The organism is Arenibaculum sp., from assembly GCF_035998295.1.
Lineage (GTDB): Bacteria > Pseudomonadota > Alphaproteobacteria > Azospirillales > Azospirillaceae > DASYHS01.
The window spans coordinates 26525-41667 of record NZ_DASYHS010000070.1 but is presented as its reverse complement, the minus strand read 5'-3'; the positions used below and the strand labels follow the sequence as shown (position 1 = coordinate 41667).

The window sequence follows — 15143 nt, the reverse complement described above, 5'->3', positions numbered from 1 at the left end:
CGGGTCATTCCTCCACGATCGGCACGTGCGGCGCAGCACCGGGCGGCAGCAGTCCCGTCTTGCGGGGATCGTCGATGATCTTGACCTCCTGCCCGACGGGCACGAAGCCGGCGCGCTGATAGGTCGCCAGCGCCTTCGGGTGGTCGAAGGAGCAGGTGTTGACGGTGATCCGCTGGGCACCGCCGGCAAACGCCGCGTCGAGCGCCCAGCCGAGCAGCCGCGACCCGAGCCCGCTTCCGATGAAGTCCGGCACGAGGCCGAGATACTGCAGTTCGACCGTACGCCCCGACCGGCGGTCGATCTCCGCGAAGCCGGCGGGGACGCCGGACTTGTACAGGACGTAGATCTCGACCGCCGGATCGTGGATCACGGCGGCCAGCTCGGGATCGGACAGCCGGCGGCGCTCGTACCAGAGCCACGGTTCCCCGACCGCCGCGTAGAGATAGCGATAGTAGGACAGGGGAGGGCGTTCCGCGCGCAGGAGCGCGATCTTCTCGGCCGGGGTCCGGCGGGCGACCTGCGCTCCGACCGTGCCGCCGGTCAGCTCCAGATAGGTCACGACGACGCGCAGCTTGCCGGGAGGGGCGTCCCGCACGAGCTTGAGCTTCGGCTTCTCCTTCTCCTTCATCGGCGTGCGGGCCCGGTCTCCACCGGCAGATCGTCCCGCTGGCCCCATTCGGCCCATGAACCGTCATAGACCGCCACCTCGGGCCGGCCGAGCAGGTGCATGCCCAGCGCGAGGACGCAGGCCGTGATGCCGCTGCCGCACGAGGCGACGAGCGGGCGTCCGGGGGCGATGCCGGCCTGCGCGAACCGCGCCGCGAGCCGGTCGGGGGGCAGCAGCACCTTCGTTTCCGGGTCGAGCAGCTCGGTGAACGGCAGGTTCGACGCACCGGGGATGTGCCCGCGCCGGCGGCCCGGCCACACCTCCTCCTCGTCGCCGGTGAAGCGCCCGGCGGCGCGTGCGTCGAGCACCTGGTCGCGGCCCGAGGACAGGTTGGCCTGGAGTGCCGCGGCGTCGCGGACCAGTGCCGGGTTCGGGCGTGCGGTGAACGGGCGCGGCTGCGGCACGACCGGCACGCCGTCGACGGGGCGGCCCTCGGCCAGCCATTTCGGCAACCCGCCGTCGAGGACCGCGACGTCGTCGTGGCCGAAGACCCGGAACATCCACCAGACGCGCGCCGCGCTCATCAGGCCATGGCTGTCGTAGACGACGACGCGGACGCCGTCCCCGAGGCCGACGGCGGACGCCGCGGCGGCGAAGGCCTGCGCGTCGGGCAGCATGTGGGGCAGGGCGCTGGACCGGTCGGAGACCGCGTCGATGTCGAAGAACACGGCGCCGGGTATGTGGCGCGCATCGTATTCAGCGCGCGCGTCGCGCTTCAGCATCGGCAGACAGTAGGTCCCGTCGACGACCCGCACCGCGGGATCGTTGAGATGCTCGGCCAGCCACTGCGTGCCGACGATTGCGGCCGGGGACTGGGACTGGGACTGGGACGAGGTCGATGAAGCCATATCCGTGCCTCCCTTGGTCATCGGCTTTCCAGGACGACGACGACGCGCCGGTTCTGCTTGCCCTTGTTCTCGATCTTGGCGACCTTGACCGCGCCGATCTCGCCGGTCGAGCGGACATGGGTGCCGCCGCAGGGCTGGAGGTCGACGTCCCCGATCTCGAGCAGGCGGACGCGGCCGGCGCCGGTAGGCGGCTTGACCGACATCGTGCGCACCAGTTCCGGACGCGTGTCCAGTTCCGCGTCCGTGATCCAGCGCGAGCGCACGGGATGGTCGGCGGCGACCAGCGCGTTGAGGGCGGCTTCGATCGCGTCGCCGTCCAGGCTGCCGGACGGCACGTTGAAGTCGAGCCGGCTGCGGTCCGCCCCGACCTGGCCGCCGGTCACCTGGCCCGGAACCGCGGCGCACAGGAGGTGGAGGCAGGTGTGCATGCGCATCAGCGCGTGCCGCCGCTCCCAGTCGATCTCCGCCTCGACGCGCGTGCCCGTCGCGGGCAGCGGGTCGCCCTGCTCGGGGACGTGGATCACCTCGTCCGGCCCGTCCCCCTTGACCGTGTCGCGGATGCGCGTCTCGCCGCCCGGCCAGCGCAGCACGCCGGTATCGCCGGGCTGGCCGCCGCCGGTGGGATAGAACACCGTCGCGTCGAGACGGATGCCGCGCTCGTCGACCGCGGTGACGGACGCGGCGCAGCTCCTCGCATAGGGGTCTTCGCGGAATACCAGGGTCATGGGCGGTGCGGGTCCTCTCCTATTCGTCCAGCCAGGCGGGGACGGGAAGCGCTTTGGCGCGCAGGAACTCGGGGTTGAAGAGCTTGGAGTGGTAGCGGGTGCCGTAGTCGCACAGGACCGTGACCACCGTGTGCCCGGGCCCGAGCTCGCGCGCGACCCGGATCGCCGCCATCACGTTGATGCCGCTGGAGCCGCCCAGGCACAATCCCTCCTCCTTCAGGAGGCGGAAGAGCAGGGGCAGCGCCTCCTCGTCGGTGATGCGGACCTGGCCGTCGATCGGCGCCCCCTCGAGGTTGCGGGTGATGCGGCCCTGGCCGATCCCCTCCGTGATCGAGCTGCCCTCCGACTTCAGCTCCCCATGGGCATAGTGGTTGTAGAGGGCGGAGCCCATCGGGTCGGCGAGGACGATGCGGATGCCGGGGTTCTTCTCCTTCAGCGCCATGCCGACGCCGGCAAGGGTGCCGCCGGTGCCGACCGCACAGGTGAAGGCGTCGATCCTGCCGCCGGTCTGCGCCCAGATCTCCGGGCCGGTCGTCCGGTAATGCCCGAGGCGGTTGGCGGTATTGTCGAACTGGTTGGCCCAGACCGCGCCGTTGGGTTCCTGCCCGTTCAGCTCCGCGGCGAGGCGTTCGGAGACGTGGACGTAGTTTCCGGGATTGCTGTAGGGCGCGGCGGGCACGAGCCGGAGATCGGCGCCGCAGAGCCTGAGCATGTCCTTCTTCTCGCGGCTCTGCGTCTCCGGCATCACGATCACGGTCCGGTAGCCCAGCGCGTTGCCCACGAGCACGAGGCCGATGCCCGTATTGCCGGCGGTGCCTTCGACGATCACTCCGCCCGGGCGCAGCGCGCCGCGCTGCTCGGCATCGCGCACGATCGCGATCGCGGCGCGGTCCTTCACCGAACCGCCGGGGTTCAGGAACTCCGCCTTGCCCAGTATCTCGCAGCCCGTCATCTCCGACGGACCCTTGAGCCGGATCAGCGGCGTGTTTCCGATGCTGTCGATGAACCCGTCACGGACGTCCACGGTCGCTTACTCCACCAGAGGATGGGGCCCGCCAGGGGATCGGACAAAGGGTCGGGCGTGCGGAGACTAGCCCCGCGATCCGCAGGCGATCAAGGCGATTGGGGCGATTGGGGCGAAGGCAGTCCGGCCCAGAGCCGCCGGAGTTCCTCGCGGCGGCGCGCGAGCCAGTGAAGCGCGATGATCACCGGTGCATTCACCAGCGTTCCGCCGTCCAGCAGGGCGATCGCCTCGTCTGCGGGCATCGCGCGGACCCGGATGTCCTCGTTCTCCTCGGCCAGCCCGAACACGCCGCCCGCCCCGGTGGAATCGATGCGCCCGCAATAGAGCCTGATCGTCTCGGAACTGGCGCCGGCGCTGGCCAGGAAATCGGCGATCCCGACCAGCTCGCCGATCCGGCAGCCCGCCTCCTCGACCGCCTCGCGCCGGGCCACGGCTTCGGGCGTCTCTCCTTCTTCGACCATGCCGGCGACCACCTCCAGCATCCACGGGTGGCGGCCCGCCGCCAGCGCCCCGACGCGGAACTGCTCGATCAGGACCACGGCGTCGCGGTCCGGGTCGTAAGGCAGGACGGCTGCGGCATGCCCGCGCTCGAACACCTCGCGCTCGATCGCCTCGCTCCAGCCGCCGTCGAACTTCCGGTGCCGCACCCGGTAGGAGTCGATGCGGAAGTAGCCCTGGAACAGCGTCTTCTTCTGCAGGATGTCGACGTTCCGGTCCGGCATGGCTTTCCCCGTGGCGCGCATCGCGGAATCACGGTTTAGCCGATCACGGGGCCGTTGGCGAGGCGGGTTCAGTCCGCCTGCGGTCGATCCGCCAGGACGCGCAACAACTCCAGCGTGCGGCGGCGGACTTCCGGTTCCCTTATCCGTTGGAACGCGCGCAGCAGCGACGTGGTTTCGCGTGAGATCAGCACGTCTGAATCGAAGGGCCTCCGGTACGCCCAACTTGCGCGCCCGTCGTGATGCGCATCCGCCAGCGCCGCAACCTGTTCGGGCATTTCTTCGAAGAAGTAGCCGATGGGAACGTCCAGGATCTGGGCGATTTCATAGAGCCGGCTCGCCCCGATGCGGTTGATGCCGCGCTCGTATTTCTGGATCTGCTGGAAGGTCAGGCCGAGCTTCTCGCCAAGCCGCTCCTGGCTTATCCCCTTGAGCATGCGCCGCAATCGGAGACGCTGACCGACGTGTACGTCGATCTCGTTGGCTACGTTCTTGTGTTGTCGCATTCGTCGATACCTGTGGACGTCGCTCCGGCCGGGCCGTCGAGGCGGGTGGGTAGTCCGCGGATGGGATGGTATCCGCACGCAACCGGATTTACCACCAAAAGTCGCGCATGCGCCGATGCCTCCCCGGCCTGGACGCGTGGCCGGAAGGCCGGGCGCGCGGCGAGCCGCCGCAACATCGGGCCGGCGGCATCGTTTCAAGGACACGAAAACGATGCCGGGGAATCACCATGCCCATACGCGACGAGGCGGAACTCGAACGCGCCATGCAGGAGTATCACAGGCTGCGCGACGCGCCTGCGGGCAGCGCCGATGCCAGACGCCGGGACGAGGTCGACGCCGAGATCAAAGCGTTCTCGATGCAGAACATGCAGGACATGGCGAAGGGTAAGCCGAACGACACCGTCGACTGACGCCGCCCGGCGGCGGAAGCTCAGCCCTTCGGGTGCGGCATCAGGATGAGCGGCCTCGTCTTGTCCGGCAGGGCCGGGCCGTCGGCGGCGACCTCCACCAGCAGGATGGCGAACGCCGCGACGACCGCCGCGGCGACCGCGCCGACGACGGGTACGGGTACGTGCGGCGCGCTCTTCATCATCGTATCCCCCGCATCCGGTTGCGCGTGCAAACGCGCCGACACGTCATTGTGGCGGAGGGAGAGAGCCGCTTTCAGTGGAAATTAAGGAGAAAGGGAGGGGCAGGAGGAGAGCTGCGGCGGGAGCCCCGCTCCCGGTCCCGGCGCCTTCACGGCGCTGCTGGAGGCACGGCCGGGAATCGAACCCGGGTTCACGGATTTGCAGTCCGTTGCATCACCACTCTGCCACCGCGCCATCCGAAGGGAGCGCTCGGCCCCCCGCGGGAGCGCACCTTATAGCTTTCCGGCCATCGGGGGTCAAGCCGGCCGACGGGCCGCACGGCGCCGCCGGCCACGAAAGTGCGGGTAAATGTCGGTCCCGCCGTTGTGTTCGCGGTCCAGCCCGGATATATACGCGTTGCCCGCTTCTGCCGATCGGCGATCGCGGCGCCCAGGCACAACCACACCGTACGCGTACAAGCCATGCCCGATTATTCCGCCGCCCGCTTCCACATGGTGGAGGGGCAGATCCGCGTCAACAAGGTCACGGACGATGCGCTCGTCGGCGCCCTGAAGGCCGTGCCGCGCGAGCAGTTCGTGCCGAAGGCGGCAAGGGGCATCGCCTATGTGGACGAGGACATCCAGGTAGCGCCCGGGCGCTATCTGATGGAGCCGATGGTGCTGGCGCGCCTGCTCCAGGAGGCGGGCGTCCGCAGAACCGACATCGCCCTCGACATCGGCTGCGGCACGGGCTACGCGGCGGCCATCCTCTCGCGGCTGGCGGCGACCGTCGTCGCGGTCGAGGAGGACCCGGAGCTCGCCGCCCGCGCGACGGAAGTGCTGAGCGAGCTCGGGGCCGACAACGCCGTCGTCGTGGAGGCGCCGCTGACCGGCGGCTACGCGGACCAGGCGCCCTACGACGTGATCCTGATCGACGGGGCGGTCGCCGAAATCCCGGCCACGATCCTCGACCAGCTTGCCGAAGGCGGACGGCTCGTCACGGTCGTGGCTCCCAAGGGCCGCCTGGGCGAGGCCCGCATCTTCCGCAAGGTGAGCGGCGTGGTCTCCAGCCGGATCATCTTCGAGGCCGGGACACCCATGTTGCCGGGCTTCCAGCCGAAGCCGGCGTTCGAGTTCTGATCCGGGCCCGCCGGCCCGGACCTATCTTCGTGATCGAAGCGGTTGGAGGAGAGGAAATGGCCGGCACGATTCCAACGGAGATCGGCGTGGCCGATCTGCGGAAGCTGAAGGAGCAGGGCGCGCCGCTCGCGATCCTCGACGTCCGCGAACCCTGGGAGCGGGAGATCTGCCACATCGAGGGCAGCATCGACGTGCCGCTCCAGACCGTCCCCGACCGTGTCGACGAGCTTCCGCGCGACCGGCCGCTCGCGGTGCTCTGCCATCACGGTGGGCGCAGCGCCCACGCCACGGCGTGGCTTCGGCAGAACGGCTTCGACAATGCGACGAACGTCCGGGGCGGCATCGACGCCTGGGCCCGGGAAGTCGATCCGAGCATGCAGGTGTATTGATGAACAAGAAGGCGATTTCCGCCACCGCCCGCCGGCTGGCCGTCATGGTCGGCGCCGGCCTCGGTGCCCTGTCCTTCGCCTCGGCGGCCTCCGCGCAGTCCCTCGAGGAGGCGCTGGCCCAAGCCTATCTCGGCAACCCGACGATCGAGGCGCAGCGCGCGCAGCTCCGGGCGACGGACGAGCTCGTCCCGCAGGCGCTTTCCGGCTACCGGCCGAGCGCGGAGGCCAATGCCAGCATCGGCTGGCAGGACCAGAACGCCCGCGCCGCCACCGGGACTGTCGACCGCACGACCCGGCCGGCCAGCGTCGGCATCGCCGTCACGCAGCCGCTGTATCGCGGCGGGCGCACGGTGGCGGCGACGAATCGGGCCGAGAACCTCGTCCAGGCCCAGCGCGCGGCGCTTCTGTCCACCGAGCAGAGCATCCTGCTCGACGCGGCGACGGCCTATCTCGACGTCGTGCGCGACCAGGCCGTCGTCGAGCTGAACATCAGCAACGTGCAGGTCCTCGAGCGCCAGCTGGAAGCGTTCCGCGACCGCTTCTCCGTCGGCGAGATAACCCGTACCGACGTGAGCCAGGCGGATGCGCGCCTCGCCCGCGCGGTCTCCGACCGCATCCAGGCTGAGGGCCTGCTGCAGGCGAGCCGGGCCGTGTTCGCCCGCGTGGTCGGCACGCCCCCCGGCGAGCTTGACTCCCCGGTGCTGCGGTTCGAACTGCCGGCCTCGCTCGAGGAGACGATCACGCTCGCGCAGAGCAACAACCCCTCGGTGGTCGCGGCGCAGTTCTCCGAGCGCGCCGCCCTCGACGCGGTCGATCAGGTTCGCGGCGAGATGTTGCCGGAGGTCGGCCTGCGCGGCGCGGTGGGCCGCAACTGGGAACCGCAGACCGGCATCGACCGGAGCGACGTGGCCAGCATCACGGCGCAGGTGACGATCCCGCTGTACCAGTCGGGCGCGGTTTCGTCGCGCGTGCGCGAGGCTAAGCACGAGGCCGGCCGGCGGCGGATCGAGATCGAGGAATCGCGCCGCCAGTCCATCGAGAACGCGATTCGCGCCTGGGAGGCGCTGACGACCGGGCAGGCCGGCATCCGCTCCCGGCAGACGCAGGTCGAGGCGGCCGATATCGCCCTGGAGGGCGTGCGCCAGGAAGCGGCCGTCGGCGCCCGCACGGCGCTCGACATCCTCGACGCGGAGCAGGAGCTGCTCGACGCGCGCGTCAGCCTCGTGCGTGCGCAACGCGACGAGATCGTCGCGACCTTCCAGATCCTCGCGGCGATCGGGCAGCTTACGGCGCGCCAGCTCGGCCTCCCCGTGGAATATTACGACCACGAGGACTACTACCGTGCGGTCCGGGACAAGTGGTACGGCACGGATCTGCCGGAGTGAGGGGGCCCGGACGGGAAGCCGCATCCGGGAGTCATATGGCCGCCGATCAAGCTTGTGGCCTTTTTACCACTTCTGCTCTAGGCTCATGGATTACCTCAGGGCCCGCGGGAATGCGCTTCGATGAGTGACACAAGGTCCCAGCAAGAACCGTCGATGGAGGAGATCCTTGCCTCCATCCGGCGCATCATTTCCGAGGACAACGAGGTCGAGGCCAAGTCCGAACCGGTTCCGGACCGCGCGCCCGAGCCCATGCCCATGCCGCCGTCGGCCGTCCCCGAGGACATCCGGGTCGCCGAACCCATGCGGATGGACGAGGACGTTCTCGAACTGACCCAGATGGTCAAGGACGACGGGTCCGTCGTCGACCTCGACGACGACTGGGACGAGCCCGCGCCGCCCGCGCCGGAGCCGGAACCTCAGATCGACATGGACAACCTGGACGATTTCTTCGCCCAGCCCCCCGAGAGACGGCCCGAGCCGGAGCCGGAGCGCCGCGCGGATTTCCCGGACGAGGACCTGGTCTCGCCGCCCGCGGCGGCCGCCGCGAGCGCCGCCTTCGCCCAGCTCCACAGCAGTCTCGGCGGCCGCTCGCTCCCGCTCCATTCCGGTGGTCCGACGCTCGAGGACATCGTCAAGGACATGCTGCGCCCCATGATGCGCGACTGGCTCGACGAGAACCTGCCGCCGATCGTCGAGCGCATGGTCCAACGCGAGATCGAGAAGATGGTACGCCGCGCCCAGGGCGGCTGACCCGTTCCGTTACGGACGGCCGCCGAACCGAAAGGCGCGGCGGCCGTTCCTTTTTGCGCAAGCACCTACCGAAAGCAGCGAAGGGTTCAGCGATGCTGGACAAGACCTACCGGCCCGGCGACGTCGAAGCGAAGCATTACCAGCAGTGGGAAGCGTCGGGGGCGTTCTCGGCGGACGTAGGGGCGAACGCCGCGCCCTACACGATCATGATGCCGCCGCCGAACGTGACCGGCAGCCTGCACATGGGGCATGCGCTGACCTTCACGCTCCAGGACGTGCTGACCCGCTACCAGCGCATGAAGGGCAGGGACGCCCTCTGGCAGCCCGGCACCGACCATGCCGGCATCGCGACGCAGATGGTCGTCGAGCGGAACCTCGCCAAGGAGGGCAAGACCCGGCACGACCTCGGCCGGGACGCGTTCATCGACGCGGTCTGGGCGTGGAAGGGCGAGTCGGGCGGCACGATCACGCGCCAGCTCCGCCGGCTCGGGGCGTCGCCGGACTGGCCGCGCGAGCGCTTCACGATGGACGAGGGCCTGTCCGAGGCGGTCGTCGAGGTGTTCGTGACCCTGCACCGGCAGGGGCTGATCTACAAGGACAAGCGCCTCGTCAACTGGGACCCCAAGCTGCACACGGCGATCTCCGACCTCGAGGTGGAATCGCGGGAGGTGAAGGGCAACCTCTGGCATTTCCGCTATCCGCTGGCGGACGATCCCGAGCGCTTCATCACCGTCGCGACGACCCGGCCGGAAACGATGCTGGGCGACACCGCCGTCGCGGTCCATCCCGAGGACGAGCGCTACCGCGACCTGGTCGGCAAGTTCGTCCGCCTGCCGCTGGTCGGCCGGCTGATCCCGATCGTCGCCGACGAGTACGCGGACCCCGAGACGGGGTCGGGCGCGGTCAAGATCACGCCCGCCCACGACTTCAACGACTTCGAGGTCGGCAAGCGCCACGGGCTGGACATGATCAACGTCCTCGACCGCGATGCGCGGATCGCCGGCGACGTGCCCGAGGCGTATCGCGGGCTGGACCGCTACGAGGCCCGCAAGCGGATCGTCTCCGACATCGAGGCGCTCGGCCTGCTCGAGAAGGTCGAACCCCACACGCACATGCTTCCCCATGGCGACCGGTCCGGCATGGTGATCGAGCCGTGGCTGACGGACCAGTGGTACGTCGATGCCGAGACGCTGGCCCGGCCGGCGATCGAGGCGGTGGAGCAGGGGCGCACCCGCTTCGTGCCGCGGCAGTGGGAGAACACGTATTTCGAATGGATGCGCAACATCCAGCCCTGGTGCATCAGCCGCCAGATCTGGTGGGGGCATCAGATTCCGGCCTGGTACGGCCCGGACGGCGCCGTCTTCGTCGAGAAGACGCAGGCCGAGGCCGAGGCGGCGGCGGAGCGCCACTACGGCGAGCGCGTCCCGCTGGAACGCGACCCCGACGTCCTCGACACCTGGTTCTCTTCCGCCCTGTGGCCGTTCTCGACCCTCGGCTGGCCGCAGCGGACGCCGGAGCTGGAGCGCTACTACCCCACGGACGTGCTGGTCACCGGCTTCGACATCATCTTCTTCTGGGTCGCCCGGATGATGATGATGGGTCTCCATTTCATGGGGGACGTGCCGTTCCGGGAGATCTACATCCACGCCCTCGTCCGCGACGAGCGCGGGCAGAAGATGTCCAAGTCCAAGGGCAACGTCATCGATCCGCTCGAGCTGATCGACGAGTACGGCTGCGACGCCCTGCGGTTCACCCTCGCGGCGATGGCGGCACAGGGCAGGGACATCAAGCTGGCGGTCGGCAGGGTTGAAGGCTACCGCAACTTCGCCACCAAGCTCTGGAACGCCGCGCGCTACTGCGAGATGAACGGCTGCGCCCTCGCGGCCGGGTACGATCCGGCGGCGGTGAAGCACACCACCAACCGCTGGATCGTCGGCGCCCTTGCGGACGCGGCGCGCCGCTCGGCCGAGGCCCTGGACGCGTTCCGTTTCAACGATGCGGCCGGCGTCCTGTACCAGTTCACCTGGGACACCTTCTGCGACTGGTACCTCGAGTTCACCAAGCCGATCCTGAACGGCGACGACGAGGCCGCGAAGGCGGAGACGCGGGCGACCACTGCCTGGGTGCTGGACCGCGTGCTCCACCTCCTGCATCCGCTGATGCCCTTCATCACCGAAGAGCTGTGGCAGCAGCTCGGCTCCGGCCCGCAAGGCGGCAAGCGGGGGCTCCTGATGTCGGAGCGCTGGCCCGACCTCGGCGCGGACCTCGTCGATCCGTCCGCGGCCGCCGAGCTGGACTGGGTGGTCCGGCTGATCTCGACGGTGCGCACGGTCCGCGCGGAGATGAACGTGCCGGCTTCGGCGCAGATACCGCTCCTGCTGCGGGATGCCGGCCCGGAGACGAGGCGCAGGATCGAGACGCATCGCGACGTCATCCTGCGCATGGCGCGGCTCGCGTCGGCCGAGGTTGCGGACGGGGCGCCGCCGGAAGGCTCGGTCCAGACCGTCCTGGACGAGGCGGGGCTGATCCTGCCGCTCGCGGGGATCATCGACCTCGACCAGGAGCGCCAGCGGCTTGCCCGCGACATCGAGAAGCTGGCCTCGGAGATCGCGAAGCTGGACCAGAAGCTCGGCAACCCGAACTTCGTGTCCCGCGCTCCGGAGGAGGTCGTCGAGGAGCAACGCGAACGCCGAGCCGAAGCCGAGGCGGCGCGCGCCAAGCTGGCCGAAGCGCTCGCGCGCCTGGGATGACCGGGTCGGCCCGGTCTCTCAGGAGGCCGGGCCGAGCGGCAGCAGCCAGCGACCATCCGCGGTGCGGCAGCGGACGTCCCGGAACGTGTCGGTGAAGGCGCCGGCCACGACGCGCTCGTCGAACTCCCGGCAGTAGCGGCCGTCGGGCGCCCTGAAGGTACGGGTCGGCGTGATCCGGCCGGCCGACCGGCCGTCGGAGGCGCGCCATTCCATGCTGGCGCGCCGGGGCAGGTATTCCAGGGCCTGTTGCCGGGTGGCGGCGGCCAGCACCTGCTCGCGCCCGCCCACGAGGTCGTAGAGCCCCTCGGGCTCCGGCTGAACGAGCGCGCAACCGGTCGCCGCCAGGCAGAGCAGGAGGGCGCTCCCCAGCGCGGCGCGGCGCCTTGCGGCGGTCTTCTTCATCCCCATGCCCTTCATTCCCAGCCCGACATGATGGCGTCGACCTCCTCGTCCTCGGAGACGAGGTCGAGCTGCGCCGGGGCACGCGGGCGCCCTTCGGCCGGGCCGTCTATCGACGCCCAGGCGCTGCGCGCATCCGAATGCCCGGGTGCGAGCGCCGCCCAAGGGACCGGCCGGTCGACCGGCTCCACCCTCTCGCGCGCGTCCCGGTTTCCCATCCGTTCGAGCGCGGCCTGTGTCTCGGGATCGTCGCTAACGCCGATGCTGCCGCCAGCCGGTCCTTCGCCACCGTTGCCGCCGCCGTTGGCGCCGGTACCGGCATCCGTACCGGCATCCGTACCGGCATCGCCGCCGGGCGATGCGCCGCCCCCGCTTCCGGAGGATCCGCCCTGACCGGAGTTACCGGCGCCCGACCCGACACCGCCGTCACCGCCGTTCCCGCCGCCGCCGTTCCCGCCGCCACCGTTCCCGCCGCCACCGTTCCCGCCGCCGCCGTTCCCGCCGCCGCCGTTCCCGCCGCCGCCGCCGGGCGAGCCGCCACCGCCCCCGAGTCCGCCTCCGATGTCGCCGCCAAGGCCACCGCCCAGGCCTCCCCCGAGGCCACCGCCCAAGCCGCCTCCGATGTCACCGCCCAGGCCGCCACCCAGGCCGCCCCCTCTGCCACCCCCTCTGTCGCCACCCCTCCCTTCACCTCCCTGGCCGTGGCCGCCGCCCCGGCCACCTCCCCGGTCGCCGCCGCCTTCGTCGTCGGCATGCGCCTGGGCGATCGACAGGGGGCTGGAGATGCCCGGAGGCTGGGCGGCGAGGATCGCGGCCGTCAGCCCGGCAAGGAGAACGGTGACCCGGGGAAACCGGTTCGGAGGCTGTCTGCAAGTCATATAGGGTTCCACGGTGTCTCAGGCGGTCGACCTTCCTGCCGTAGTTAACGCGCCGGGATGGAGTGAGTGGCGGACCTCCTCCGTTTGAGGGACCGGCATGTTCCAGGTACTTCGGACCGTCGAGACCTCCTTCCCTTCGGGCGTCCCCTCGGGCATCGTTGCGAACGGATGCGGTCGGCGAAAGGCAAGGGGGCGGTCCGGGGGCCGTGACAAAGGCTGAATGGTTAATCCGGTCGGGTTGCTCCGCCTCCGGCGGTGTGGCACAACCACTCCTCGATGCGGCGTGGGGAACGCGATGACGGGCGCTGGGAGCGGCGGAGGAGTGAGGAGGCGGGGCCGGGGCCCGGCCGGACCGTTCCTGCGCCGCGCGCTGGCGGCGGCACTCCTGGCCGCGTCCTTCGGCGCCACCGCGCTGGCGGACGACGGCTTTCCGGACTGGCTCGCGGGGCTCCGCGCCGAGGCGGCGGCACGGGGCGTGTCGGCCGCGACGCTCGACGCGGCGCTGACGGGACTGGCCCCGGTGCCCAGGGTGGTCGAACTCGACCGGAAGCAGCCGGAGCGCACGATGCGCTTCGAGCAGTACCTGGCCCGCGTCGTGACCGACTCGCGGGTCGCGCGGGGGCGCGACCTGTTCCGCCGGCACCGCGACCTCTTCGCCCGCGTCGGGCAGGAGTATGGCGTGCCCGGCCGCTTCGTCGTGGCGCTCTGGGGCATCGAGACGGATTTCGGCCGCAACACCGGCGGGTTCGACGTGATCGCCGCACTGGCGACCCTGGCGCATGACGGACGCAGAAGCGCCTATTTCCGCACCGAACTGCTGGATGCGCTGGAAATCCTCGACCAGGGGCATGTCGCGCGCCGCGACATGCGCGGCTCCTGGGCGGGCGCCATGGGGCAGTGCCAGTTCATGCCGTCGAGCTTCCTGCGCCATGCCGTGGACTATGACGGGGACGGGCGGCGCGACATCTGGGGGACGCTGCCGGACGTCGCGGCATCGGCCGCGAACTATCTGAAGGCGAGCGGCTGGGACGGCCGCTGGACCTGGGGCAGGGAGGTGCGCCTGCCCTCCGGGTTCGACGTCTCCCTGGCCAGGGCCGGAGCCGGGGCCGCGGCGGCCGGGACGGAGCGCGCGCTCGGCGAATGGCAGCGCCTCGGCGTCCGCAGGCCCGACGGGTCCGACCTGCCGCAGGCCGACCTCGCCGCGTCCCTGATCCTGCCCGACGGCGCCGGCGGGCGGGCGTTCCTGGTCTATGCCAACTACGATGCGGTCCTGCGCTGGAACCGCTCCCTCTACTTCGCCACCGCGGTCGGGCTGCTGGCCGACCGCATCGGCCGATAGGAGGGCCCCCGTGTCGTCACCGAATGAAAGGCGTGCAAGCGCGATGGCGAAACGGCGCGGCCGGAGAGCGGTCATGGCGGTCGCGGCCCTCCTGGTCCTGGGCTCCTGCGCCGAGGCGCGCCTCGTCGCGCACGCGGTCAAGCAGATCCCGGACCGCAAGCCCGTGTACCTGGTCGGGCAGCCCTACGAGGCGCAGGGGGTCTGGTACTACCCCGCCGAGGACTACGGCTACGACGCGACCGGCATCGCGACGACCTATCCGCCGGACAGGCACCCGTCCCACACGGCCAACGGCGAAGCCTTCGATCCGGGCGAACTGACCGCCGCCCACAAGACGCTGCCGCTTCCGAGCCTCGTGCGCGTGACGAACCTGGACAACGGGCGCACCGTCATCGTTCGCGTCAACGACCGGGGCACCGCCACGCCGGGCCGGATCATCGAGGTGTCGGCGCGCGCGGCGGAGCTTCTGGCCGTGCCCGCGCTCGGCGCGGCGAAGGTCCGCGTCACGCTGCTGGCGCAGGAAAGCCGGGCGGCAGCGGCGGCGCTCCAGATGGTGCCGTCGACCGCCACCCGGCAGGGAGTGGCGAGCGACGGGTCGCCGGCGGCGATGGCCGCCCCGCGCATGGCGGTCGAGAGGGACGGCGCCCCGGCATCCCCGCAGGCGTCGGGCCGGGGTGCCCCGGCACTGACGGACCTCGTCGCCGGACGGACGGAGCCGGACGGCCGCTTCCTGCCCGCGGCCGTCGTGGCGCAGCTGCCGGTCGACGCCACGCGGCGCGACGTCTATGTCCAGGCGGGGGCGTTCTCCGTGTTCGAGAACGCGAACCGGCTCCGGGCGCGGCTTACCTCCATCGGCCCGGCCCGCATCGATCCGGTCATGGTCGGCGACACGCAGATCTTCCGCGTCAGGCTGGGGCCGCTATCGGGGGTGGAGCAGGCCGACAGCATGCTCGGCAGCGTCGTCGCGGCCGGGGTGAACGGGGCGCAGGTCGTCGTGGACTGACGGCGTCCGTGCCATATTCTGGCCGAACCGGCAGACTATCCGGGCGGCATGCG

Annotated in this window: 17 protein-coding genes and 1 tRNA gene; 8 read left to right on the top strand and 10 right to left on the bottom strand. The window is 70.7% G+C overall.

What is annotated here, in order from left to right:
• Positions 1–4 precede the first annotated feature (4 nt).
• The 6 genes from VGO20_RS07860 to VGO20_RS07835 all read right to left on the bottom strand — a co-directional run bounded on the left by VGO20_RS07860 (position 5) and on the right by VGO20_RS07835 (position 4489).
• Entirely contained in the window at positions 5–628 is a 624-nt protein-coding gene (locus tag VGO20_RS07860; protein WP_327501761.1) for a GNAT family N-acetyltransferase, read from the bottom strand.
• The gene (sseA, locus tag VGO20_RS07855; protein ID WP_327501760.1) at positions 625–1515 is read right to left on the bottom strand and encodes a 3-mercaptopyruvate sulfurtransferase; all 891 of its coding nucleotides are present in this window, start codon (positions 1513–1515) and stop codon (positions 625–627) included. The genes VGO20_RS07860 and sseA overlap by 4 nt, the downstream gene beginning before the upstream one ends.
• 17 nt (positions 1516–1532) lie before the next feature.
• Positions 1533–2240, bottom strand: coding sequence for an alanyl-tRNA editing protein (locus VGO20_RS07850; protein WP_327501759.1), 708 nt, complete (start codon positions 2238–2240; stop codon positions 1533–1535).
• Between the two features lie 19 nt (positions 2241–2259).
• Complete coding sequence (locus VGO20_RS07845; protein WP_327501758.1) at positions 2260–3264, bottom strand: cysteine synthase A; 1005 nt, start codon at positions 3262–3264, stop codon at positions 2260–2262.
• An 89-nt stretch (positions 3265–3353) separates the two neighbouring features.
• Positions 3354–3986, bottom strand: a complete 633-nt coding sequence (locus VGO20_RS07840; RefSeq protein WP_327501757.1) for an NUDIX domain-containing protein — start codon at positions 3984–3986, stop codon at positions 3354–3356.
• A gap of 68 nt (positions 3987–4054) precedes the next feature.
• Complete coding sequence (locus VGO20_RS07835; protein WP_327501756.1) at positions 4055–4489, bottom strand: helix-turn-helix domain-containing protein; 435 nt, start codon at positions 4487–4489, stop codon at positions 4055–4057.
• 65 nt (positions 4490–4554) lie between these two features.
• Between VGO20_RS07835 and VGO20_RS07830 the strand changes: the two genes are divergently transcribed.
• A complete protein-coding gene (locus VGO20_RS07830; protein ID WP_327501755.1) occupies positions 4555–4899 on the top strand; it encodes a hypothetical protein in 345 nt (114 codons plus the stop codon).
• 20 nt (positions 4900–4919) lie between these two features.
• Here VGO20_RS07830 and VGO20_RS07825 read toward each other — a convergent pair whose 3' ends face one another.
• Both VGO20_RS07825 and VGO20_RS07820 read right to left on the bottom strand, forming a co-directional pair.
• Entirely contained in the window at positions 4920–5078 is a 159-nt protein-coding gene (locus VGO20_RS07825) for a hypothetical protein (RefSeq protein ID WP_327501754.1), read from the bottom strand.
• Between the two features lie 161 nt (positions 5079–5239).
• Positions 5240–5313, bottom strand: a tRNA-Cys gene (locus VGO20_RS07820).
• 227 nt (positions 5314–5540) lie between these two features.
• Between VGO20_RS07820 and VGO20_RS07815 the strand changes: the two genes are divergently transcribed.
• The 5 genes from VGO20_RS07815 (at position 5541) to VGO20_RS07795 (ending at position 11471) form a co-directional block, all read left to right on the top strand.
• Positions 5541–6197, top strand: a complete 657-nt coding sequence (locus tag VGO20_RS07815) for a protein-L-isoaspartate O-methyltransferase family protein (protein WP_327501753.1) — start codon at positions 5541–5543, stop codon at positions 6195–6197.
• 86 nt (positions 6198–6283) lie between these two features.
• Positions 6284–6586: a rhodanese-like domain-containing protein gene (locus VGO20_RS07810; protein ID WP_327501752.1), complete on the top strand. Its 303-nt coding sequence runs from the start codon at positions 6284–6286 to the stop codon at positions 6584–6586.
• Positions 6586–7971, top strand: a complete 1386-nt coding sequence (locus VGO20_RS07805) for a TolC family outer membrane protein (RefSeq protein ID WP_327501751.1) — start codon at positions 6586–6588, stop codon at positions 7969–7971. The genes VGO20_RS07810 and VGO20_RS07805 overlap by 1 nt, the downstream gene beginning before the upstream one ends.
• 153 nt (positions 7972–8124) lie before the next feature.
• Positions 8125–8721 (top strand): DUF2497 domain-containing protein, encoded by a 597-nt coding sequence (locus VGO20_RS07800; protein WP_327501750.1) that lies wholly within the window; start codon positions 8125–8127, stop codon positions 8719–8721.
• Positions 8722–8813: 92 nt separating this feature from the next.
• The gene (locus VGO20_RS07795; RefSeq protein ID WP_327501749.1) at positions 8814–11471 is read left to right on the top strand and encodes a valine--tRNA ligase; all 2658 of its coding nucleotides are present in this window, start codon (positions 8814–8816) and stop codon (positions 11469–11471) included.
• Between the two features lie 18 nt (positions 11472–11489).
• Here the strand turns inward: VGO20_RS07795 and VGO20_RS07790 are convergent, their stop codons facing one another.
• Together VGO20_RS07790 and VGO20_RS07785 are read right to left on the bottom strand one after the other, a co-directional pair.
• On the bottom strand, positions 11490–11873 hold the full coding sequence (locus VGO20_RS07790) for a hypothetical protein (RefSeq protein WP_327501748.1): 384 nt from the start codon (positions 11871–11873) through the stop codon (positions 11490–11492).
• A gap of 11 nt (positions 11874–11884) precedes the next feature.
• Positions 11885–12481: a hypothetical protein gene (locus VGO20_RS07785; protein WP_327501747.1), complete on the bottom strand. Its 597-nt coding sequence runs from the start codon at positions 12479–12481 to the stop codon at positions 11885–11887.
• A gap of 589 nt (positions 12482–13070) precedes the next feature.
• Here VGO20_RS07785 and VGO20_RS07780 point away from each other — a divergent pair.
• Entirely contained in the window at positions 13071–14087 is a 1017-nt protein-coding gene (locus VGO20_RS07780; RefSeq protein WP_327501746.1) for a lytic murein transglycosylase, read from the top strand.
• A 73-nt stretch (positions 14088–14160) separates the two neighbouring features.
• Positions 14161–15090: a septal ring lytic transglycosylase RlpA family protein gene (locus VGO20_RS07775; protein WP_327501745.1), complete on the top strand. Its 930-nt coding sequence runs from the start codon at positions 14161–14163 to the stop codon at positions 15088–15090.
• The last annotated feature ends 53 nt before the right edge of the window (positions 15091–15143 follow it).